Source organism: Psychrobacter sp. Ps6, from assembly GCF_022129235.1.
GTDB lineage: Bacteria > Pseudomonadota > Gammaproteobacteria > Pseudomonadales > Moraxellaceae > Psychrobacter.
The window spans coordinates 372,980-395,757 of the sequence record NZ_JADQAI010000001.1 but is presented as its reverse complement, the minus strand read 5'-3'; the positions used below and the strand labels follow the sequence as shown (position 1 = coordinate 395,757).

The window sequence follows — 22,778 nt, the reverse complement described above, 5'->3', positions numbered from 1 at the left end:
AACCGCTACAATAAGAGAAGTTCTTTGGCGGCTACTGTACGTAAAAGAATTTTCGGCAGTATTTTTATAATAATATTTGAGGCAAAGTGCGCGTTTATAGTAGCGCCTGCGATTAGCCAAGTTTAAAGGAGTAAGTCATATGGCACAGGTTTATACCAAAAAATCTTTGAAGTCTTTTTTTAGCATCACCTTAATGACAGCGGCGCTGGGTTTGACAGCGTGTAGCGGTGCAGGCGACGACCCTGATATCAAAGCGCGCCAAGACAGTATGAAAAGCTGGGGCGATGCGATGGGCATCATGGGTGATATGGTCAAATCACCAGATACCTTTGATGCAGCGGTTTTCAAAGAACAAGCGGCATTCTTGGCAGAAGACGCCTCAAGCCCTTGGAGTCATTTTGAAAACCAAGAAGCCATGGGTAATGCCGCTGAAGCTGTTTGGTCAAATGCTGACGGTTTCAGTGCTGAAGCGGACAACTTTCAAAAAGTGACTGCTGAGCTGAATGCTGCTGCACAGTCGGCTACTAGTGTCGAAGACGTCCAGCCTGCCTTTGGTGAAGTGGGCGCAAGCTGTAAATCGTGCCATACCGAATTTAGAGCAAAGAATGACTAACGCTTTATACTAGCCTAGTAGTTTGTAGAAAGACAAAAAAACCGCCATATTCAATGATATGGCGGTTTTTTATTGCTTAAAAAATATCACTTCAAGGCAGCTCTTTGAAATAACGCTCTGAGTAAATTACTCTGTCTCTATTTTTTTGGCATTATTAGCATCATCATTAACGTCCTCATTTTGCTGCTTATTTATTTGCTTAACAATAGATTTTACCGAAGGATCGCTTAGATCTATCGTACGTATTGGGAATGGAATATTGATATCTGCCGCATCAAGGGCGTTTTTAATTTCCACAATCACCTGATGAATTGAGGTAACCTTGTTGGCTTGTGTGCCATCTTCAATAAACCAGCGTACCATCAGATCTATGGACGAGCCGCCAAACCCTGTAGCAATCACGCTTGGTGTCGCTTTCTTCGATACGCTTTCAACTTTATCCAAAGCTTGTAGAATCTCAGCTTTTGCTGTTTCGATATCGTCTTCATAACCAATGCCCACTGCCACTTGCAAGCGGCGCTGTTTATAAGCGGTATTGACTGTCAATGCTGAGGTATACAGCTCCGAGTTTGGAATAACCACTTGCCTGCCATCATAGGTCTTGATGGTCGTTGCACGGATTTTGATATCTTCTACCGTTCCTTCGTAGTCCCCTGAGACGATTTGATCGCCAATACGAAACGGCTCTGAGATCAGCAATAAAATGCCAGAGAGTAGGTTTTGAAAAATATCTTTAAAAGCAAAACCAATCGCAACCGAACCAATACCTAGCGCGCCGATTAATTTGGCTGGTGTAAATCCAGGGATAGCAACAACCATGGCGATCATAAAGCCAATAAACAGAATGAGTGCCCCACCTATCCGTTGAAACACTTTCACCAAGTTTTGATGGCGCACGCGCGCGCCCAAGGTTTTATGCACGACTTTTTTGAAAATAATCGACAATAGCCAAAAAATCCCCAACACAATAAGCGCCGCCACAAAATATGGAATGCGCTCAATAAAGCCACTTGCCAAGTCTTGCGTGGTATAGACCACTTGTTGATAGATGGTTACACCATCGGTTAACGTATTCGATATGCGACTCACGTCGGGGGTGGGCATAAAGGGGTACTCCTATTGCTGTCTTAGCGCGCGTTTAAGGGGATAAATAAATGAATATCTCACTGCTTCTTCGCCAGTTATGACATCAAATCAGCTTGTACAATTTCAATCCAGTAGCCATCAACGTCCTTGATAAAGGCAATGTTTTTCATGCTGCCATCTTCTGGACGTTTTTTGAACTCAACATCGTTCTTATCAAACCAAGCAATGGCCTCATCCAAGTTCGGTACGCTAAAGCAGATATGCCCAAAGCCTTGAGGTTCTTGGTTGCCATCATGATAGCTAAAGTCCGCTTTTGTCTCGGTGCCGTAATTATGGGTCAGCTCCAAAATACCGCGCTGTCGAAATGCAAAGATTTCTAAATCATCACCAGCAGGCAGGTTCTCACGCTCACTCTCAGTCAGCTTTGCCAAGAAATATAGATCAAATTCCATATCTGGGAATTTTTTGACCGCAAGCAATGTCATACCCAACACGCCTGTATAAAATGCCAATGACTTGGCAGGATCTTTGACGCGTAGCATGGTGTGGTTGAAAGTAAAGCCTGTTGTTTGTGCTGAAATCGACTGCACACCATCTGCACTGATGCTGCTAGCAGGCTGTGCGATGGTTGCGTTATTATTATTAGATGGAGTAGACATAATTATCCCAATATAATTTAGAAAATGCAGTTATAAATAAGCGAATCACGATGGTCGCAATTCGCTTGGTTCTTTCATCATAATAAAAAATGGCAAAATAATTGATAGGGTTTTGTAAGAATATGAGCAAAGTATGTTCATATTTACAGATATATTAGCCGTCTAAGAACTTTACCTTACCTGTCTCTAGGTCATACTCAGCACCGACAACGAGTAGCTGACCACTGTTAGTCAAATCCTCTAGTGCACGCGATCCATGTCTGAGCTGACTCACTGACATACGCACGTTGGCACGGATAGAGCGATCAACCAGCTCATCGGCATCGACATCTTGGCCATTGGCTGTTGCCAGCTCATGCAAGTTATAGACACTTGGACGAATGCGATCAACGATCGATTGCAAATTAGGTGAATAGTTCTGTTCAGGATTAATCAGGGTCTCGACGCAGGCTGTGACAGCACCACATTTTGAATGTCCAAGGACAACCACTAACTGTGTACCGAAGGCTTCGGCCGCAAACTCAATCGAGCCAATCTGTGATGGCGCCACTACATTGCCGGCCACACGTATGACAAACAAATCCCCCAAGCCTTGATCAAAGACAATCTCAACGGGTACTCGTGCGTCCGAGCAGCCCAAAATAATAGCCAATGGATTTTGATCCTTGACCAATTCTGGGCGACGCTGCATATATTCATCAGTACTGGTCAGGCTATCAACGTAACGGGCGTTACCTTCTTTTAAAAGCTCAAGGGCTTCTTGACCTGTTGTTGGACGTATATCAGTAGGCATGAGAGATCCTTTATTATCAATAATATGAGAGTTATAAACGGCTTTTCACACATGTATGCAGACATCGAGCAGCGAGCAGGTACTAACCTAGCAGACTCATTATGTTTGTCAGCCATACCGTGATTGTATAGGAATAGAGGCCAAAAAACGGTAAAAAATTTTGTTTAAATGTCGTTATACACCAACCTATAGCTGTAAAAATATAGCTGTATCTAGCGCTGCTATGACGGTACGACTCGCGTAACTTATAACGAACTTGCACTGATTTATATCACGGGTTTGTTATAATACGCAGCAATCAGGCAGCTATCAGACAGTAATCAAATCGTGCTTACGCTCGTACCAATACTTTTGATGACAGCCATCTCCCTTAATGGCTGTACTGACATATTGGACGCTTAGGAATAGATATTATGACCGACCCATCGCCAAACACGCACAAAACCTCTGCGTCACCTCAGGATGACAAGACGTTGCTGCAATTAAATGGTATCAAAAAAACCTACGATCAAACCGAGGTTTTAAAAGACATCAACCTTGATATCAAGCACGGCGAATTTTTGACCCTGCTTGGACCCTCAGGCTGTGGTAAAACGACATTGCTGCGCTTGATTGCAGGTTTTGAGCAACCCAATGCGGGGACAATCTATCTAGATGGCGTACAGATGGCAGGTTTATCCGCTGATAAACGTCCGGTCAATACCGTCTTTCAGCAGTACGCGTTGTTTCCACATATGAGCGTCGCCCAAAATGTCGCTTATGGATTAAAGTTAAAAAAAGTCCCGAAAGACGAGATTCAAGCGCGTGTGAGCGAGATGCTAGCCATGGTGCAGTTGGAGCATTTAGCCAATCGCAAACCGCAAGATTTATCTGGTGGGCAGCAGCAGCGCGTGGCGATCGCCCGTGCGGTGATCAATCGCCCCAAGCTATTACTACTCGATGAGCCACTATCCGCGCTCGATCATAAGCTACGCTTGCAAATGCAGTCTGAACTCAAGCGTCTGCAACGTGAGCTAGGCATTACCTTTGTCTTTGTCACGCATGATCAAGAAGAAGCGCTGTCGATGTCAGATCGTATCGCGGTGATGAAAGACGGTACATTCCAGCAAATCGGTACGCCTATCGAGATTTACGAGACCCCTGCCAACTTGTTTACTGCTAAGTTTATCGGTGAGACCAATCTGTTCAGAGCTGAAGTCAAGGGTGTCTATCCAGACCTTCCCGATCGCGATGGCAAAGTGACTAATGGACGCATCGAAGTCGAAGTTTGTGAGGCTCAAGCGCAAGAAGGACCAACAACGCTACGTAACTTGCGCCGACCCGATTTTGCCAATGATGTTCAAGTGGGCGACATCGTTAATTTACTACTTCGTCCTGAAGACTTACGAATATATGATCCAAAAGATAACGAGCATAGTGGACTGTTGGGACGGGTCATCGAGAGTAATTATAAAGGCAGTACGTTAGACTCGATTATCGAGTTGGCGAATGGCCATATCATCAAGGCTTCTGAATTTTTTGATGAAGATGACCCAAGCTTTGATTATAAACTCAACGAAGGCGTCAAAGTCTCATGGGTCGATGGCTGGGAGTGGGTGTTGCCAGAAGATACTAACGATACAAACAATGCGATCGCACAAAAGGATGGTAGCTGATGGCCCGCAACCACTTAGGCAGCAAAAGTCCGTTTCGTACGGCAACGCTCTGGCTGATCTGGGGTTGGCTACTGATATTTGCGCTATTACCAAACATATTGGTCATTGCTGTCAGTTTTTTAACCCGTGATAGCAGCGCCTTTATTAGCTTGCCTGTCAGTATTGACAGCTATGTGCGCATGGTTGATCCGTTGTATTTTGAGGTATTTGTTCATTCATTATGGATGGCAGGTATCACTACGGTTATCTGTCTACTGCTGGGATATCCTTTTGCGTGGCTCGTGTCCAAGGTAAAAGTGCGATGGCAACCGTTACTCATGCTGCTGTTGATCCTGCCCTTTTGGACCAACTCTTTGGTGCGTACTTATGCGCTAAAGCTGCTCTTTGCGAATAATGGCTTGATTAATAAGTCACTGCTGGCAATCGGTGCCATTGATGCTCCTATCGATATTTTATATACGCAAGGCGCGGTGATTGCTGGCCTAACTTATTTGCTGTTCCCCTTTATGGTATTACCCCTATATGCGGTGTTTACCGATTTGCGCAATGACATGCTATTGGCCTCACAAGATTTGGGCGCATCGAAAACACAAACCTTTTGGCATGTGGTCTTACCGTTAACGACGCCGGGGATTATCTCTGGAGTACTGCTCGTGCTACTGCCTGCGATGGGTATGTTTTATGTGGCGGATATTTTGGGCGGCTCTCGCAATTTATTGGTCGGTAACATCATCAAAAACCAATTTCTAGACGCACGTGACTGGCCGTTTGGTGCTGCTGCTAGCGTGTTATTGACAGTGTCAATGGCGGTACTATTACTAGCTTACCGTGCCAGTAGTCGCCGCATTGGCAAGACTGACTTTAACGAGGTGGCCTAATGTCTTATTCACGTACGCTCAAGATTGGCAGTATCGCTGCCAAAGGCTATCTCGGTCTCATTTATACTTTGTTATATCTACCCATTATTGTTTTGGTGGTGATGTCATTTAACAAGTCAAAAATCGGCTACAACTGGGGCGGCTTTAGCTTAAAATGGTACGAGTCATTATTTAACAACCAAGCGATGCTCGATGCGTTTTGGCATTCTATTGTCTTGGGGTTGGTCGCGGCTACTGTTTCGACTCTTATAGGGACGCTTACAGCGCTAGCACTGCATCGTTATAATTTTCGCGGCAAAGGCTTACTAAATGGTCTGCTATTTGTGCTGATGATGTCGCCTGAGATTGTACTCGCAATCTCGTTATTGGCGCTGTTCCTATTAATTGGTTTGCAGCTAGGGTTTGTCTCATTGCTATTGGCACACATTACCTTTTGCCTACCCTTTGTCGTGATTACTGTCTTTGCGCGTTTGAGCAGCTTGGATGAGCGCTTGATGGAAGCAGCGCGTGATTTGGGTGCTAACGAATCAACCATGGTGCGCACAGTGCTGATTCCTGTTATTTTGCCAGCGGTCATGGCGGGTTGGTTGCTTGCTTTTACTTTATCGCTAGATGATGTGGTGGTATCGACCTTTGTCACAGGGCCCAGTTATGAGATTTTGCCGCTACGTATTTATTCTATGGTGCGCGTCGGTCTCAAACCTGAAGTCAATGCGATAGGTACGTTATTGCTAGTTGCCTCGCTAGTATTGGTCATCATCTCACAGTTGTTGTTACGCAAGCGCTAAACGTGGATTGCTTATTGACTTATCACTAATCGCAGGCTATGAGTGAAAGTCAGCTCCATATTGACTATAATGAATTTTTCTCACCTTAGCGGTTAGGTTATACCATGCTTGAGCTTCGTCATCTTAATACATTAACCGCGCTACGGGCGCATGGTTCACTTGCAGCAGCGGCGGATGAGCTACACGTCACCGCCTCTGCCGTTTCACACCAATTAAAAGAGCTTGAGAACTATTACGACATCAGCTTAGTCAATCGTCGAACTCGTCCGCTCAGCTTCACGCCTGCGGGTAAAGCAGTATTGGCATTGGCAGACAGTATCTTACCGCAAGTGACCCGTACTAAATCCAATCTTAAACGCTTAGCGCACGGTCAAGCAGGACGATTGCGACTGGCATCAGAGTGCCATAGTTGTTTTGATTGGCTTATGCCGATACTCAATTACTATCGCCGTGAATGGTCAGATGTTGAGTTGGATTTTGCCACAGGGTTTGAGCCTGAGCCGCATCATCTCTTGATGGAAGGTGATATTGATCTGCTCATTACTACCAGTGATTTGCCGCTCGACGGTATCAGCTATCAGCCATTGTTTGAGTATGAGAGTCGCTTGGTGTTGTCGCCAACACATGATTTGGCAGCACAGGAATTTATTGAACCAAATGATTTGATTAATGAGACATTGATTGCCTATCCCGTAGAGGCAAAACGCCTCGATATCATTGCCAATTTTATGACACCAGCACAAGTAAGCTTTGAGAGTATTCGTACGACAGAACTGACCGCGATGCTGATTCAGCTGGTCGCGAGCGAACGCGGTGTGGCAGCACTGCCCGACTGGGTCGTTGCTGAGTATGAGAAAAAAGGGTGGGTCGTCTCACGACCATTAGGTGATGGCGTACATTGTCAGCTATACGCCGCGACGCGTACTTCTAGTCAAGATATTGCTTATATGCAGGGATTTGCCAATTTACTGGAAGGGATTATGAAGCCAGTTTAATACTCCACTGTTCATTGCATTGCTTGGTTATAGAATACCGTCCGCTTTATCACGTTATGATAGGCGTTGGGGAAAATGATGGCTCCCTAGTGAGGACTTGAATGTTTGACTGTAGGGTAATGGTATCAACGTTTCAACTCGCTGGCATATTCACAGTGTACTTCATGGTATACATGTGGTGAGCTTTTAGATCATTTTAGAGTATTATTTTTATTCAGTATAAGTGATATTGCTTGTAATGGAATTACTGGAAATTAAGATGGAAAAGTATAAATTATCACGTTTTCTACCACACAATAAAATTCTAGATTACATTACGGCATTAGATGAAGATCAAGATGGTTTAACAACATTCATGATATACAATGCTGATGATTATGGGGTTTATCTGATAACCCTTTTAGATGAGATTGCAAAGAAAAAACATACATCTTTTTGGTATGGTCAATTAGGTGACTTGTGCATGGTTTATCTACATTACGTAGATGGCGCTAGACTATCTGCCTTGTTTTATTTTATCAAAGCTCATGAATTAGATTCAAAGGATACTTCTATACTGAATGCTATTATAGATTTAGGCGAACCACCTGAAATTGTCCTGACTGAAGATCAAAAAAAGTATTATGCTGCTAAGCTGCTAGCACTAGAACCTGAAAGTGAAAAAGCTTTAGCTATCATCAATTCGTGATCGGTGCGCTATACAGATATCAAACTGCTATTGTTAGATATAAACTTAATGACTATGAAATCGTTGGAGTAGTTCATCATAATCAAGAGGTACGATTAAAATCTTTTAAGTTAGTTTCTATGAGATTAACAATAGAGGTCACTTATTAGTTGACCTAAATTAGTATCAAATGTATAGAAGGGCTTTCTTCATTGAGAATAGATTTATCGTTTACGCATTTAATAGCATAAAAAAAATTATTAATAATCAACTCATCATTATAAGGAAAGTTTTTAATCGTTAGACTCAATATTTCATTTTCTCCTATAGTGACCTCTGACATGCCGTATTCTGGATAACGTATATCACCCAAACAATCAATCAGAGCATTGAAATTTGCTCCATAAAAATCTGGAAAGCCAAAAGCTTGCTTCAATTCTTTATGCATTTTATCAACTGTATCAACATCTTTAAAATCTATAACCATTTCCATATATTATCACCATTTTTTAAGTATAGTTTGACCTAACCGAGATACCTCATGAAGATAGAGCATCTAGTATACAAAGGGATTTACAAATTAACCCTACTTATTTTTATGGCAAGTACATCTATGTCTATTTTGGCATGCAGCTCTATAACTACTAAAACGTCAGTCGAATGGGAAAACATAGAAGCTCAAAATAATCTCGGCTCATTATATGAGTATGGTCAGGGCGTCCCGCAAAGCTATGATGAGGCTTTCAAATTATATCAGGGAGCTGCTGAAAAAGGGTTAGCCTCTGCTCAATATAACTTAGCTGAGCTTTACTATGATGGTTTAGGCGTCAATCAAGATTATACAAAGGCGCTAAATTGGTATCAGAATGCGGCTGATCAGGGAATGGTAGAAGCACAATTTATAGTTGGACTAATGCATCACCATGGACGAGGCGTAGTACAAGATTATAGTAAAGCCCTTGAATGGTATCTAAGAGCCAGCGATCAAGAGTATTCTAGAGCACAAAATAATATTGGAGATATGTATGAGAATGGGGTGGGAGTCAGCCAAAATTATGAAAGAGCATTCGAGTGGTACTTCAAATCAGCAAACCAGAAACAAGATAATTCTTTAGCTCAGAATAGCTTAGGTATTATGTATGAAGAGGGTAGAGGCGTTCGAAAAGATTTATCTAAGGCAAAAGAGTGGTTTAATAAAGCTTGTAGTAATGGTATTGAGTCTAGTTGCACTGACTATGATCGCTTAACAAAGTATAATTGAGTTTAAATATTTGAAACTGACAAACTTATTTTATCACTGCGGTGAAAAGGGCGTATCCCAATGGAACCAGTTATTTCAGCCTCCAAACCTATTAATAGACCATTTAAAACAGACTGTATTTTGGTAACTACTTAAATCAGACCACTAATTAAGCAGGTGACATCGATAAAATCTCAAAGTACGACCTTAAAGAAATAAAAGCCAAGCGCAGTTGCTAATAATGTCAGTCCAACATGCAAGCCGATGAGCGCTAAGCCTGCCAGCAGCCGCCCATCATGAATAAAGCCAAATACTTCTGCACTGAACGTACTAAAGGTAGTTAACCCACCCAAAAAGCCAGTAATCACAAAGACACGCACATGATCAGATAGATTGCTTCCCATACGCTCAAACCACACCAGCGCAAGCCCAATTAGAAGCCCGCCCAGTATGTTAGCACTCAGAGTCCCAAGTGGTACCCAACTATTTAAAGCATTGAAACGCGAGAGCCACGCTCGCAGGCAAGCACCAAATGCTGCTCCCAGACCAATAGCAAGCCACTGCATAGACTGTCCTTAGTTCAAATAGGTTTGTTGGACAAAAAGCTCAATTATACGGCTGGTAACTCTGTCATTGGCCAGCGCGGAATACAGCTAACGGCCAAGTCATCAGACTGTCCTGCCTGCAAGCGCTCAAACCCTGCATAAGCAATCATCGCACCATTGTCTGTACACAGCGCGGGCGGTGCATAGTGGACCGTCGCATTGATCTTAGCCAGCTCTGCCTCTAGCATCTCGCGCAGATGCGTATTGGCACTGACGCCGCCTGCAATGACCAGACGGCTCATACCTGCTTGCTTGAGTGCTTTGACACATTTTTTCACTAAGGTATCGACCACCGCATGCTGGAAGCTCGCGGCGATATCCGCGCGAACTTGCGGATCGCTATCAGAACCCTCAGTGTCTTTGATCAAGTTATGTACCGCTGTTTTCATACCACTAAATGAAAAGTCCAAACCTCGATGAAGCATCGGTCTTGGCAGTGCGTAAGCATCAGGGTTACCAGCTTCTGCCAGTTTGGCAATATTAGGGCCGCCGGGATAAGGCAAGCCCAGCATCTTAGCCGCTTTATCAAAGCACTCGCCCGCCGCGTCATCGATCGACTCGCCCAATATTTCATACTGCCCCACACCATGAGCGGCAATGAGTAACGTGTGACCGCCAGAGACTAACAGCGAGACAAATGGAAAGGCGGGTGGATTGGCACCCATAAGCGGCGCGAGCAAGTGACCTTCCATATGATGAATACCAATGGCGGGAATATCCAAACCATATGCCAGACTGCGGCCAAATAATGCGCCTGTCATCAATGCACCGATCAGCCCTGGCCCTTTGGTATAGGCAATCGCATCGATCTCGCTTTTCTTCATGTCACACTGCTCAAGCAGCTCGTTGAGTAAGGGCACAAGCTTACGAATATGATCGCGGCTGGCAAGCTCAGGTACAACGCCGCCATAGAGCGCATGTAGCTCAATCTGTGAGTACAGTACTTGCCCAACCAAGCCTTGATTGTCACTATTGATCTGCTCGCTATCAAAGATCGCAAGCCCCGTTTCATCACAAGACGTCTCTAAACCCAATACCTTCATACTTTTGCCTTTATGCTTTTGTTTTCGGACTATTTTTTGCCGCGTTTTTATTGTACATCACTTTAAAATTTTGAATAGCGAATCAAATCCGCTTTGTACAGTCAGTCATATTGTTAAAATCGACAGTAATAAAAAACGTGCATAAAAAACCGCCATTGTCAGTCACAATGACGGTCAGTTTAACAAATTTCAATGACTGATATCGTCTATATATACCGTATCAGCTTACTGACGCGAGCATATAATCAACAGCGGCTTTAACTTGTGCCTCACTGACACCATCTACCGCTTGTGCTGGCATTTTATTAAAGCCCTTAGCGGAATGCATATATAGCGTTTCTTTATCTTTGGTCAAACGAGTCGCCCAAGCGGCTGTGTCACCATACTTCGGTGCATTCAATAAACCTGCTGTATGGCAAACTTTACAGTTTGACTCGTAAAGTTTAGCACCAGTATCTGCAGCGAGCATTTCAGGCTCAGTGGCAGTTTCTTCTTCAACCACCATATCAGTAGACTCAGGTTCAACCATAGGTTTAGGCACCGTAGCTTCAGATTCTGTTGCAACTGTTTCTTCAACACTCGTCGCAGCAGGTTCGTTGGCTGCGGTAGACGCTTCCGTAGTCGCATTATCACCACTACAAGCGCTCAATACTAATAACACACTCAGACTGATGACAGATAAGCTCAGTTTCTTTATGTGCTGCTGTATATCAATCATGACCTTACCTTTATTTGATACGTCTGTGGCCAAGTTTTTTATAGCAGTTCATAGACTCTAAATATTATATTACAAGTCTAATTAAAGGCTTATTCAGCAGGTGTTGCAGCAGCATCTGCAGGTGTTGCCATATCGGCGCTTTCAGTGGCAGCAGGCGCAGCCGCGGTATCAGCACTATCCGCTTCGGTATCGCCTGTTATTTCTTGCTCAACACTCATCGCTTCAGATTCAGTCGCACCTGCTTCATCAGCTGCCGTCGCATTGTCTGCCACTGCAGTTGCAGAAGTCTCCGGAAACTCCATGTCTTCTGCTTCAGGCGCGTTTGCGCGTGCCAGCTCAGCCGCTTCATCTACCATATCGATCGCCAATACTTCTTCATGTTCTTCGCCGCCGCTACAAGCACTCACGCCCGCACCCAAAGCTACGATAAAAGCCGTGCTCAACACCGTGTTCAATACTGTTTTTTTCATTCCAACATCCTCAATAAAATACGCACAAAACGGTTTATATGCTTACTACAATATGGGAAATATCATAGCATAAACTCCCATTAAACCGTTATAGACCGTAGGGACTTTTTATTGACACTAAACTTTTTGTTTTAACTCGTTCCAAAACCTAACAGCTCAGCCTGAATACTTTTTAAACAAAGTATAAATAGACAATAAACCGTTAAAATCATTGACTTTGTTGATATTTTTTATTAAAATACCTGCCCTTACGCTAATGCGTGAGAATTGTCCTAGTTTGAGCTGATGCCAGTAATCTTGAGATATTACGGCTAAATACTAATACACAGCCAAACTAATGCCCTTATATCTCATCCTAATCGAGGAGTCTTCATGCCTGCAGTTAAGGTTAAAGAAAACGAACCAGTTGATATCGCTATCCGTCGTTTCAAGCGCGCTTGTGAAAAAGCTGGTGTATTATCAGACGTACGTAAGCGTGAGTTTTATGAAAAACCAACGCAAGTACGTAAGCGCAAAAAAGCTGCTGCCGTAAAGCGTTATAAGAAGAAGTTACAACGCGAAACTATTCGTACCACTCGTATGTACTAATCAACGATCTGATTAGTTAAGTACAAGTGCTACACTAACGCCACTGTTATCCATCGATATCAGTGGCGTTTTTTATGCTACAATTTTCGTTGTTACTGCTGACGCATTTTTTTATAAAAGCCCGCTCTCAGCAGGTTTTACCCAAAAAAAACTCATTAAATAGTACCTAACAAATAGCATTTAATAAACGAATAAGGATAATAGCAGTGAGCCAACTTAAACAGACGTTATCAGACAACATCAAAGTTTCAATGAAAGCTCGTGAGCTTGAACGTGTCAAAATACTGCGCAACGTACAGTCAGTGGTCAAACAAATTGAGATCGATCGTCAAACAGAGCTTGATGACGCGCAAGTATTAGAAGTGCTACAAAAGCAGCTCAAACAACGTCAAGAGTCGCTCACTATTTTTACTGAAAATGGCCGTGATGATTTGGCGACCAAAGAGCAGTTTGAAATTGATATTATCAATGAGTTTATGCCGCAGCAAATGAGTCATGATGAAATTATGGCATTGGTCAACGCTGAAATCGCAGAGCAAGGTGCCACTTCTATGCGTGATATGGGCAGCGTGATGGGTGTACTGAAAAACAAGACCGCTGGTCGTGCTGATCCTGCATTGATCTCTAAAATGGTTAAAGACGCGCTACAAGGCTAATTTTTCATTTTAGGTAGCAAACGGTATATGAGCTGCTATTACTGAAAATGATGTCGTCAAGCGCACCCGTTGTTGTACGAAAAACTGATTATTTAAAAACCGCCTAAGGCTCAAAGTCTTTGGCGGTTTTTATTGCTTTGATTTCTGCATTGATATTGGCTAGCAATGGGCGCGCACTATTGCTTTGTGCTGTGGCTTGCAGGTTTTCAGTCAATTGCTTGGCCTGTGTCAGTGATGTCAACGCACTCTCATAGCGCCCATTCCAAAGTTGATCATAACTGCGATAACGCAATGCGTTGATCGTTGCAATATTAGCCAGTTGCGGTGACGTTGCAGTTTTAGCGAGCTTTTCATTAGCAAGCTGCAGACTTTGCCATGCATAGCGATCGCTTGGTTGTTGCTCTGTGAGTGGTTTTAGCAGTGCTTGTGCCCTTGATGGCTGATTGCTATTGGTTAGTGCTTCCGCCAAATATAGGCGTAAGTCACGGCGCTCTGGATACAGACGCTGCTGACTCTCTAAAATATCTGCAGCTTGTTGCCATTTGCCTTGTTCACTTAAAAGCTGACTATGAGTAATCGATAGTAAAGGTTCTAGGCTTTGACGCTGCGTATTTGGTAGTTTACTTATTTCAGCCAATACCTCATTAGCCTCTTTGATGCGCTGCTGTTCTCCATACCAGCTCACTAAGGCAAGTTTGGCACCCAAACTATTTTTAGCAGCGGTTGTAAGCGTCACTTCAGAAGTATGTTTGCCAGTAATTTGTACACGCCAATAGAGCAAATCAAACAAGGCTTGATGGCGCTGCTGCTGGCTCAATGACAGGGTAGGATACTGCCCAGCACGGCTCTGCGATTCACTTAGTCGCTCATCACTGAGCGGATGCGAGCGCACAAAGCTTGGTAAAAAGCGATTTTGGACCTGATTGAGCTGGCTTTGTTGATTCATCGTGGCAAAAAACCGTGGCATTGCCCGAGGGTCATAGCCTGCCTGAGTCATGATTTGCATCCCTACTCGGTCAGCCTCGCGCTCGTTATTACGGCTAAAAGCCATGCTACTATTCATAGAAGCTGTCTGGCTGCCCGCCATTACAGCCGCCGCCGCATCACCATCGACTGCTGATGCGGCAATCGCAGCCAACATACCGCCTACTTGCATTAGTAAGGCTTTTTTGCGCTCGTCTGCGCTGTGCTCATAGTGACGTTGACTGATGTGCGCGACTTCATGGGCGATGACGCTTGCCAGCTCATCCATACTTTTGGCAGCCAATATCGTCCCTGTATTGATCCCGATGACTCCGCCAGGTGCGGCAAAAGCATTGATGCTAGGATTATCGAGGATAACTAAGCCAAGTGGTGCTTGCTGACGGGCTTGGGCATTCAATCGCCACGTCATGTCTTTTACCGTTTCTTGCACCCAAGGGTCGTGCTCCATTTTGACCCGACCATTAATATTCTGTAATGACCACTCACCCAACATTTTATTTTGATACTGCTCAGCAAAACTCAGTCCTTGCCCGCGCAAATTGGGTAGCTCTAACGATTGTGACTCTACCGTTTGCCATGAATGATTGGCAAATGGCATAGCTTGGCTATCATCACCATCCTTGCTATGAGCACTTGTAGCGATTACCAGCAGTGTCACTGACAGTCCGATTTTGATACTATTTGAGAAAGATAAAACCACAGAGTTGCGGCTATCTGTTTGCCCAAATAGTTTAGATAGCGAGCTTTCCGTTAGCTTATTTAACGAATGGCTGGTGGCTTTAGTAAGTCGTGGCGGTCTATTAGCGTGGTACAAATTGTTATCCTATCAGATTGTTGACGACGTCTTTTCGACTATACGAGCTTGTTTATACAAGGTCAATTCTACTATGTGCTTAACTACCAATCACTCAGCCACCCGTCACGATTGTGCAACATGACTGTGTGATTCTAATGAACCGAACATGACGTTGATTATATTCAAATGCAATTATACATCGGCTATTTGGTATAATGTTTAAACACAATAATAGTAAGCTCATGGTTTCCGTAAATATATTGACGATATTCAAAAATAATTGTTAGAGCCTTTTTGATAAAGAAACCGAAATATTGATACTTGTAAGGTTTGTATTATGTCCGCTGATAGCCAATTACCAATTAAACGTGCATCACACTCTATTTACTTATCAGCGAACCTATCCGATCCAGAACAGCAAGAGATCCATCATCTGTTAGACTTGTTGCCAGTAGAGAATGGTGGCTCAGATGTTGACACTGAGACCAAAATAGATAAAAAGCAACCTTTACTAAATATCAAGCGTTTTGTCGATGGTCGCGGGCTTGCATGTCCAATGCCACTGCTGAAAACCAAAGTTGCGTTACGTGATGTAGCCGCTGGTGAATCATTATATGTGGTCGCGACGGATCCCAACTCACAAGCTGATATCACAGCGTTTTGTCGTCAGAGTCAGCAAACACAAACGAGCGACTACTTAGCGTTAATCGTCAACGAAGTTACTAATTTGTCAGGCAATAGCACATCATTGCAGCGTTTCGCTACAATATATCACTTCATCATTACCAAAACTGATAGCAACTAAACGCTGCTGTCCTTTACAATTACAACTATAGAGATTTTTATCTGACTATTTGCTTAACTATTTAACCAAGGTCAAGAATATGGCTACTACTACTTCTGATGCTGCGAATGCGAATAAAAAAGACAGCACAGCTCCTATAAAAAACGATGCGCGCGATGCTGCACTAAAGGCAGCTGCACAGCGCCCACCTTATGACGCCAGTACGTTAGGCAATACCAGTACGCGTGATTTGGTGCCAGCAATGCCAACCCATTTGTCAGCGCCAGGGGTAAATTTGGGTGCGTATATCAATACTGTTCATCAAATCCCTATCTTGACTACTGTACAAGAGCAAGAACTCGCCCATCGCTATTATGATGAAGGCGATGTCGAAGCAGCACGTCTGCTCGTAATGTCACATCTGCGTTTTGTCATTCATATTGCACGTAGCTATTCAGGTTATGGACTGCCACAAGCTGATTTAATCCAAGAAGGTAATCTTGGATTGATGAAAGCAGTCAAACGTTTTGATCCCAATAAAGGTGTGCGCTTGGTGTCTTTTGCCGTACATTGGATCAAAGCTGAAATTCACGAATTTGTCATCCGTAACTGGCGCATCGTAAAAGTTGCGACCACCAAAGCACATCGCAAGTTATTTTTTAACTTACGTAGCTTAAAGAAAACCAATAATCAGCTCACGTTAGAAGAAGCAGACGCAATTGCCAAAGACTTGAATGTTACGCGCAAGCAAGTATTAGAGATGGAGTCACGTCTGACCTCTTATGATGCTTCATTTGAAGCACAGTCAAGTGACGATGATGATGGACGCTATGCACCGCAGCTGTTTTTGGAAGATGGCATTGATCCTGCTGAGCAATTGGAAGAAGAAGATTGGGAAGAAAACAACTCGTCAGCGTTGATTGCTGCTATGGGGACATTAGACGACCGTTCACGCGATATCGTTGAGCAGCGTTGGCTCTCTGAGCAAAAATCCACTTTGCACGAGCTGGCAGCGGTTTACTCTATCTCCGCTGAACGTGTCCGTCAGATCGAAAAAAACGCGATGGACAAAATTCGTGATGCCATGACCATTGATAGCGTGATCTTGCCAGATGACATTCAGTAGCTCTAAAAAAATACGAGTTTTGCCATGCTAAACTGGATCGGTATTGCCGCAATTAATATGGCTATTGCTGTCGCTTTGGGCGCATTTGGTGCTCATGGTTTAGAGAATATTGTCAGCGCACAACAGTTTGAATGGTGGCATACCGCGACGCTGTATTTGTTCATACATGCGCTGGGTTTATTAGTCGTGGGCTTACTGATACGCTTAAAATATACCACTCAAACTACGGCTTGGTTATTGCAAATCGGTATTATCATATTTGCCGGTAGTCTGTATGCTATGACGCTTGGGGCATCGCGCTGGTTCGGCGCGATTACCCCTATTGGTGGGGTTCTTATGATTGCAGGTTGGTTGTGGCTTGCTCTCTCTACATTTCGACTTGAGAGCTCAATAGATTAATCTATTCTACTCATACCTACCGAAAATTGATTGATATTAGTATAGATAAAAATAGTCGCCCATAAGATTCAAAGCACCTATATTGCGATTAATACAAGAGGACGGCTAATATAAGGAATTTCAAATTATTAAGGAGGATTTTATATGAGCACCATTAGTGTTAACGGTAAAAACTTACAAACCACTCATCAGACAGTACAATTAGTCATCAATGAACTTGGACTCAGTCAAGGACGCTATGCCGTCGAAGTAGATGGTGACCTGATACCAAAAAGTGAGCTGGCTCAATTGCGTATTGTAGAAGGTATGAATATAGAAGTCGTACAGGCTGTGGGCGGAGGCTAACTTTTTATATTTCAGTTTGTCATTAGTTTTTATTAATTATGAAGTCTTAACTACATCATCAGAGAAGTACTAAAAAAGACCTCAACGTATCAAACGTTCGAGGTCTTTTTTCTTTTGTAGATTATCAATGAATGAAATAGCTGTTTATCAAATTTTTTATTTTTTAGCTTGTTCAGACGCTCCTGATGATCTGATTTCCCACTTAATCAACGTTATTTAAACGTATCATTAAGCTGCTGGTACTACCTCAGCAGGAGTGGTGTCTTGATAGCGCTCATCACGCCCAGCACCCTGAGTCTTTTTGCGCTCTTGACGGGTTTTGTACTTACGTACTTGTCTATCAAGTTTGTCTGCCATCTCGTTAATGGCTTTATACATATCATCTTCTAATGCTTGGACAAACATTTCTTGACCTGAGACGCGCATAATTGCTTCAGCTTTATGGCTTTTTTTACCGCCATCATTTGCGCCACTATTGTCTAACGATAATATCACTTTAATACTCTGTATCTGATCAAAGTGTCGCTCTACTTTTTCAAGCTTTTCACGAACTGCTGTGTCCATAGCTTTGGTAACACTGATATGGTGACCACTGATAGAAACATTCATATTATTGTCCTTGTATTTGTAACTTACATTCAACAGATGAAGTCGCATTCCTGCTCTTATCATCCTGCCTTACCAATAATTTATCTAATGCCTCTAGTAACATTTCGACGTATCCTTTTATCGTCTCCTTTATTCATTATAAGTAAATACTATAGATTGGCACTTAGATTTCGTTGTTGGTATGACTCTAATTTGTCATGAAAGAGAAATAGTAGCAAGACGTTGAATTGTAATTAATTGTAACAATACCTGTTGTTTCTATCATGTTTCTATATAATCAAAAAATTTTATTTTTTATATCTTGCCACAGTAAAATCAATGATTACTCAAAATTGTTGCAGATGATTGTATTTAAACGATTAATACTTCTGTTTGCGCTGAGTGGATGAACCTATATTCATAGCTTCACGATATTTGGCAACAGTTCTTCTGGCAATATCGATACCGTCTGCCAATAATTCTTTTTGAATACGGCTATCCGATAGCGGTTTTTTGGGATCTTCATCAGCGATTAGCTTTTTAATCATGGCACTAATGGCCGTTGATGAGATATCGCCATCCGAACTGCTGACGTGTGAAGAAAAAAAGTGCTTTAGTGAAAATAGTCCTTGCGGTGTCAAAATCGTCTTACTGGTAGTGAGACGTGAGACGGTGGACTCGTGTAGATCCACTTCTTCTGCGATTGCCTTTAGAATAAGTGGTTGCATGGCCGTCGCACCGTGCTGCAAAAACTCCTGCTGATAACGCACAATACTGGTTGCTACTTTTAATAGGTTTTGGTTGCGCTCTTCGATACTGCGGATAAAGAGGCGCGCATCGGTGAGGTTTTCGCGTAGATATTGGTTGTCTGGGCTGTCATCACCGCGTTTGACTAAATTGGCATATTCTTGGTTGACCCGCAGCTTCGGCAAGGTGTCAGGGTTGAGGCGTACATGCCAACCGTCTTCTAGTGCCTCAGCAGTGGCTTTACGGCTTCTAATGGGTGTGACTAACACATCTGGAATATCGTAACTGTCGGGCTGTTGGGCATAATCAGGCTGGTTTATCTGAAAGAGTAATCCGGGTGAAGGATTTAAGGTGCGCAGTAAGGTAAGCGCAGGGGTGATTTTCTCAGGGGCAAGGCCTGTCCGTTCAGTAAGCGCTTTGATATTGTTACTGACTAAATGCTCGCCCGCCGTTAGCAGCGCTTTTGCTTCTTTGAGATATGCAGTATTGGCGTCTAGCTTGGACAACTGAATCGCTAGACACTCACTCAAATGACGTGCGCCAACGCCAATCGGATCGCAAGATTGGATCATACGCAATACGGCCATGACCTCGTCGTACTCAACGCGTTCATCCCACTGATAAAAGTTGGCCATGGTATCAAAGCTCTGTAGCAACTCATCGATATCAATTCGTATGAATCCCATGTCATCCATAGAGTCCATCAAATACTCTGCAATCAGGGTGTCTGCTTCTGACAAGCGCTTAAAGTTGAGCTGCCAGCGTACGTGATCTTGAATAGTCGACGAAGTACCGCCCTGATAACTATCAAAATCCTCATCGCCTCTATTATTGCCTGAACCTGTTGATGTCGAAGCGTAATTATCTTTATCAAAGCTGCTAGTATCAAAGCTATCAGTGTCAAAACTGCTGTCACTATCCATCGCCCCATCATCAATACTAGATTGCTGCAGTTTCTCCCAACTGTCAGTGCTATCGTCACCATAGTCTGTATGGTTATCAGATCCTACGCTAGATGCGTCACTGCTGCTTTGGTTCCAGCTATCAAGTGTTAATGACTCGCTTAGCTCATCTACTTTATCGTCACGGTTATTCTCGTACTCGTCATCATCCTCTTCGATACGTTCAAGCAGCGGATTACTATCCAGTTTGGCCTGAACCTCTTGTGCGAGCTCAAGACTAGAGAGCTGCAGCAATTTAATGGCTTGCTGCATTTGCGGTGTCAGTTTTTGTGAGGTGCTTAGCGTGCTCGCCAATCCGAATGACATACTCATGGGCGGCTTATTACACTCCAGTTTTGGTGATATTATATTTATTTTGCCAATTGAGGCCGTGACATAACCTGATCAGGACATGACGATAGCATTTTTTGTGACAATTTTGCTACGATAATTTATATTCTACCCAGATACGATTGGTATGTTTCTTATATAAACCTATCACTTTTGTCCCAATAGCCAACCAATAAATATGAATGGCCTGTTCACGATCGTCAAAATTTTATTATAAAAATAACGTAATGAGCGACCATCAATTCTCAATATTTATGGAGAATATTGTCATGCATGACCAAGTAAGTATCTCTCAATTTACCACAGCTGCCATTCAAATGAACAGCCAGCAAGATATCGATAGCAATTTAGCGAATATAAAAGCGGCGATCATTGATGCCAAATCGCAGGGTGCTGAACTCGTTGTCGTACCTGAAAACTGCTGTAGCATGGGCCAACAGTTTGCGACTGCAGAGCGTTTTGACGCGCTATCAGCGACGATGGCAGAATATGCTCGCACCCACGGTGTCTATCTACTGGCAGGCTCACTACCTTGCCCTTATCGGCCTGATGGCATGGTCGTCCCTGATGGTCGGCTACGCCAAGTTAGTCAGTTGTTTGCACCAGATGGGACGCGAGTGGCACGATACGACAAGATTCATCTGTTCACCGCGACCGTGGCCGACAAGCAAGGCAGCTACAATGAAGCAGCGACGTTTGAGCCGGGCACGCAGACCGTGGTTGTACCTCTTGAGTCCGGCGACGCTGTCTATCAGCTGGGTATGATGGTCTGTTTTGATTTGCGCTTTCCTGCTCTAGCGCAGCGCTTACGTCAAGCAGGCGCTGATATATTAAGCGCACCGTCTGCTTTTACTTATCTGACTGGACAAGCGCATTGGTCGCTATTGTTACAGGCACGTGCTTTAGACAGTCAGTGTATGGTGATTGGGGCAGCACAGGGCGGCGATCATGCATATAAAGACGGCAATACTCGCCAGACGTGGGGACATACCGCCATTACCGCTTTTGACGGCAGCGTTATTGCGAGCCATGATAGCAGTGAGCTAAATCTGTCTACGACATCTGACACAGATAAAGGATACGCCGTCGTCATGGCGTCATTAGACAAGCAAGCTCAAGTGCAAGGTCGACAGAAACTACCTATCTTTGATTGTCATCGTTTGGCGTAGTTTAGGAAATAACGTGGATTGCTTAAACCGTAGATTACTTAATTAGGTAGGGTTTTCATCATTTTGAGTATGGGTGGCTCGTGGATGGGCGCGATCATAAACTTGTGTTAATTTGGCAAAATCAACATGGGTGTAAACCTGGGTGGTGCTGATATCGCTATGCCCTAACATCTCCTGCACAGCACGCAAGTCACCACTACCTGACAGCATGTGTGAGGCAAAGCAATGACGCAGTAGATGTGGATACATGTTTTGTGCAATACCTGCGCGAGTAGCAGCAACTTTTAAACGCTGCTGTACTGCTCGCGTCGATAGTCTGGTGCCGAGTTTTTCGCTAATGAACAAGGCATTATCCATCTGCTCAACCCATAGATTGCGATGCGGAAGATAGCGCGTTATCGCCTCTGCTGCCTTTGCGCCTAATGGTACTAAGCGTGTTTTATTACCCTTACCAGTAACGCGCACCCGAAAATCAGACAAGTCCACATCAGCCATATCGAGTGCGACCAACTCGCCAACACGTAGACCACTACTATAGAGCAGCTCAAACATGGCTTTATCACGCAACCACAAGCGCGCCTGCTCTGGTGTATCAGGGATTTGTTGATCCAATAATTGCGTCAATAAGTCCACATCAGCAATCGAAGGTAATGGTCTAGGGCTACGCTTGAGCTGATAGCCAGTCGTTGGATTGATACGCGCCAAATCCTCCTCTATGAGCCAACCATAAAAATGCCGAATCGCTGACAGCTCTTGCTGAACGCTAGCAAGCGCAAGCTTGTCTTCATCGAGGCGCTGACTAATATGCTGAGCCAATTGGCGCTTATCACAGCGCGTCCACGTCAGACGCTTACCGCGCAAGAACAATGCTAATTGGTTTAAGCCAGAAAAATAAGCAGTCAGCGTATGCAGCGAATGGTTGCGCACAGACAGCGTATTGAGCCAACGATGGACAGGGGCTAATAATGCTCGCAGTGCGGCATCTGACTCTATACTTGCTGCCAGCTCGGCTGATAGCCAAGATGCCGTTTGTATTGTCTGACCATCTTGATGAGTGGACATAACCATATCAGAAGCACCCATGTTATTGATAT

At 43.7% G+C, this 22,778-nt stretch carries 26 protein-coding genes; 14 read left to right on the top strand and 12 right to left on the bottom strand.

Annotated elements, in window-relative coordinates; translation table 11 throughout:
- The first annotated feature begins 139 nt into the window (after positions 1 to 139).
- Positions 140 to 613 carry a cytochrome c gene (locus I3255_RS01710; RefSeq protein ID WP_238036233.1) on the top strand — a complete coding sequence of 158 codons (474 nt, stop codon included), beginning with the start codon at positions 140 to 142 and terminating at the stop codon, positions 611 to 613.
- Positions 614 to 739: 126 nt separating this feature from the next.
- On the opposite strand, the gene I3255_RS01705 is transcribed toward I3255_RS01710, so the two are convergent.
- The 3 genes from I3255_RS01705 to I3255_RS01695 form a co-directional block, all read right to left on the bottom strand.
- Positions 740 to 1,717 (bottom strand): mechanosensitive ion channel domain-containing protein, encoded by a 978-nt coding sequence (locus tag I3255_RS01705; RefSeq protein WP_238036232.1) that lies wholly within the window; start codon positions 1,715 to 1,717, stop codon positions 740 to 742.
- Between the two features lie 77 nt (positions 1,718 to 1,794).
- Positions 1,795 to 2,358 carry a lactoylglutathione lyase gene (gene gloA / locus I3255_RS01700; RefSeq protein ID WP_238036231.1) on the bottom strand — a complete coding sequence of 188 codons (564 nt, stop codon included), beginning with the start codon at positions 2,356 to 2,358 and terminating at the stop codon, positions 1,795 to 1,797.
- A 154-nt stretch (positions 2,359 to 2,512) separates the two neighbouring features.
- On the bottom strand, positions 2,513 to 3,151 hold the full coding sequence (locus I3255_RS01695) for a carbonic anhydrase (RefSeq protein ID WP_238036230.1): 639 nt from the start codon (positions 3,149 to 3,151) through the stop codon (positions 2,513 to 2,515).
- Between the two features lie 413 nt (positions 3,152 to 3,564).
- Between I3255_RS01695 and potA the strand changes: the two genes are divergently transcribed.
- The 5 genes from potA (at position 3,565) to I3255_RS01670 (ending at position 8,155) form a co-directional block, all read left to right on the top strand.
- Complete coding sequence (potA, locus tag I3255_RS01690) at positions 3,565 to 4,806, top strand: spermidine/putrescine ABC transporter ATP-binding protein PotA (protein WP_238036229.1); 1,242 nt, start codon at positions 3,565 to 3,567, stop codon at positions 4,804 to 4,806.
- Positions 4,806 to 5,684: a spermidine/putrescine ABC transporter permease PotB gene (potB, locus tag I3255_RS01685; protein ID WP_238036228.1), complete on the top strand. Its 879-nt coding sequence runs from the start codon at positions 4,806 to 4,808 to the stop codon at positions 5,682 to 5,684. Before potA ends, potB begins: the two co-directional genes overlap by 1 nt.
- Positions 5,684 to 6,472, top strand: a complete 789-nt coding sequence (potC, locus tag I3255_RS01680) for a spermidine/putrescine ABC transporter permease PotC (RefSeq protein WP_238036227.1) — start codon at positions 5,684 to 5,686, stop codon at positions 6,470 to 6,472. The genes potB and potC overlap by 1 nt, the downstream gene beginning before the upstream one ends.
- A 104-nt stretch (positions 6,473 to 6,576) precedes the next feature.
- Positions 6,577 to 7,467: a LysR family transcriptional regulator gene (locus I3255_RS01675; protein ID WP_238036225.1), complete on the top strand. Its 891-nt coding sequence runs from the start codon at positions 6,577 to 6,579 to the stop codon at positions 7,465 to 7,467.
- Positions 7,468 to 7,726: 259 nt separating this feature from the next.
- A complete protein-coding gene (locus tag I3255_RS01670; protein ID WP_238036223.1) occupies positions 7,727 to 8,155 on the top strand; it encodes a hypothetical protein in 429 nt (142 codons plus the stop codon).
- 154 nt (positions 8,156 to 8,309) lie between these two features.
- On the opposite strand, the gene I3255_RS01665 is transcribed toward I3255_RS01670, so the two are convergent.
- Positions 8,310 to 8,627: a barstar family protein gene (locus I3255_RS01665; protein ID WP_238036222.1), complete on the bottom strand. Its 318-nt coding sequence runs from the start codon at positions 8,625 to 8,627 to the stop codon at positions 8,310 to 8,312.
- A 48-nt stretch (positions 8,628 to 8,675) separates the two neighbouring features.
- Between I3255_RS01665 and I3255_RS01660 the strand changes: the two genes are divergently transcribed.
- Entirely contained in the window at positions 8,676 to 9,395 is a 720-nt protein-coding gene (locus tag I3255_RS01660) for a tetratricopeptide repeat protein (RefSeq protein WP_238036221.1), read from the top strand.
- Between the two features lie 173 nt (positions 9,396 to 9,568).
- On the opposite strand, the gene crcB is transcribed toward I3255_RS01660, so the two are convergent.
- From crcB to I3255_RS01640, 4 genes are all read right to left on the bottom strand, one after another.
- Positions 9,569 to 9,940, bottom strand: coding sequence for a fluoride efflux transporter CrcB (gene crcB / locus I3255_RS01655; protein ID WP_238036220.1), 372 nt, complete (start codon positions 9,938 to 9,940; stop codon positions 9,569 to 9,571).
- 44 nt (positions 9,941 to 9,984) lie between these two features.
- A complete protein-coding gene (tsaD, locus tag I3255_RS01650; RefSeq protein WP_238036219.1) occupies positions 9,985 to 11,022 on the bottom strand; it encodes a tRNA (adenosine(37)-N6)-threonylcarbamoyltransferase complex transferase subunit TsaD in 1,038 nt (345 codons plus the stop codon).
- 220 nt (positions 11,023 to 11,242) lie between these two features.
- Positions 11,243 to 11,740 carry a c-type cytochrome gene (locus tag I3255_RS01645; RefSeq protein WP_238036218.1) on the bottom strand — a complete coding sequence of 166 codons (498 nt, stop codon included), beginning with the start codon at positions 11,738 to 11,740 and terminating at the stop codon, positions 11,243 to 11,245.
- Between the two features lie 89 nt (positions 11,741 to 11,829).
- Complete coding sequence (locus I3255_RS01640; RefSeq protein ID WP_238036217.1) at positions 11,830 to 12,210, bottom strand: hypothetical protein; 381 nt, start codon at positions 12,208 to 12,210, stop codon at positions 11,830 to 11,832.
- A gap of 372 nt (positions 12,211 to 12,582) precedes the next feature.
- Here I3255_RS01640 and rpsU point away from each other — a divergent pair, with 372 nt between their 5' ends.
- Both rpsU and I3255_RS01630 read left to right on the top strand, forming a co-directional pair.
- A complete protein-coding gene (rpsU, locus tag I3255_RS01635; RefSeq protein WP_010195908.1) occupies positions 12,583 to 12,798 on the top strand; it encodes a 30S ribosomal protein S21 in 216 nt (71 codons plus the stop codon).
- A gap of 206 nt (positions 12,799 to 13,004) precedes the next feature.
- Positions 13,005 to 13,454, top strand: a complete 450-nt coding sequence (locus I3255_RS01630; protein ID WP_201601395.1) for a GatB/YqeY domain-containing protein — start codon at positions 13,005 to 13,007, stop codon at positions 13,452 to 13,454.
- Positions 13,455 to 13,557: 103 nt separating this feature from the next.
- Here the strand turns inward: I3255_RS01630 and I3255_RS01625 are convergent, their stop codons facing one another.
- A complete protein-coding gene (locus tag I3255_RS01625; RefSeq protein ID WP_238036216.1) occupies positions 13,558 to 15,252 on the bottom strand; it encodes a M48 family metalloprotease in 1,695 nt (564 codons plus the stop codon).
- 319 nt (positions 15,253 to 15,571) lie between these two features.
- Between I3255_RS01625 and I3255_RS01620 the strand changes: the two genes are divergently transcribed.
- The 4 genes from I3255_RS01620 (at position 15,572) to thiS (ending at position 17,888) form a co-directional block, all read left to right on the top strand.
- Entirely contained in the window at positions 15,572 to 16,039 is a 468-nt protein-coding gene (locus I3255_RS01620; RefSeq protein WP_238036213.1) for a sulfurtransferase TusA family protein, read from the top strand.
- Between the two features lie 241 nt (positions 16,040 to 16,280).
- Entirely contained in the window at positions 16,281 to 17,144 is an 864-nt protein-coding gene (gene rpoH / locus I3255_RS01615) for an RNA polymerase sigma factor RpoH (protein ID WP_201601468.1), read from the top strand.
- Positions 17,145 to 17,168: 24 nt separating this feature from the next.
- A complete protein-coding gene (locus I3255_RS01610; protein ID WP_238036211.1) occupies positions 17,169 to 17,543 on the top strand; it encodes a DUF423 domain-containing protein in 375 nt (124 codons plus the stop codon).
- Positions 17,544 to 17,687: 144 nt separating this feature from the next.
- Positions 17,688 to 17,888, top strand: coding sequence for a sulfur carrier protein ThiS (thiS, locus tag I3255_RS01605; RefSeq protein WP_238036208.1), 201 nt, complete (start codon positions 17,688 to 17,690; stop codon positions 17,886 to 17,888).
- Between the two features lie 228 nt (positions 17,889 to 18,116).
- Here the strand turns inward: thiS and raiA are convergent, their stop codons facing one another.
- Positions 18,117 to 18,497 (bottom strand): ribosome-associated translation inhibitor RaiA, encoded by a 381-nt coding sequence (gene raiA / locus I3255_RS01600; RefSeq protein WP_238036206.1) that lies wholly within the window; start codon positions 18,495 to 18,497, stop codon positions 18,117 to 18,119.
- Between the two features lie 359 nt (positions 18,498 to 18,856).
- Entirely contained in the window at positions 18,857 to 20,497 is a 1,641-nt protein-coding gene (locus I3255_RS01595) for an RNA polymerase factor sigma-54 (protein WP_238036204.1), read from the bottom strand.
- A 287-nt stretch (positions 20,498 to 20,784) separates the two neighbouring features.
- Between I3255_RS01595 and I3255_RS01590 the strand changes: the two genes are divergently transcribed.
- Entirely contained in the window at positions 20,785 to 21,684 is a 900-nt protein-coding gene (locus I3255_RS01590; RefSeq protein WP_238036202.1) for a nitrilase-related carbon-nitrogen hydrolase, read from the top strand.
- A 42-nt stretch (positions 21,685 to 21,726) separates the two neighbouring features.
- Here I3255_RS01590 and I3255_RS01585 read toward each other — a convergent pair whose 3' ends face one another.
- Positions 21,727 to 22,767 carry a tyrosine recombinase XerC gene (locus I3255_RS01585; RefSeq protein WP_238036200.1) on the bottom strand — a complete coding sequence of 347 codons (1,041 nt, stop codon included), beginning with the start codon at positions 22,765 to 22,767 and terminating at the stop codon, positions 21,727 to 21,729.
- Between the last annotated feature and the right edge of the window lie 11 nt (positions 22,768 to 22,778).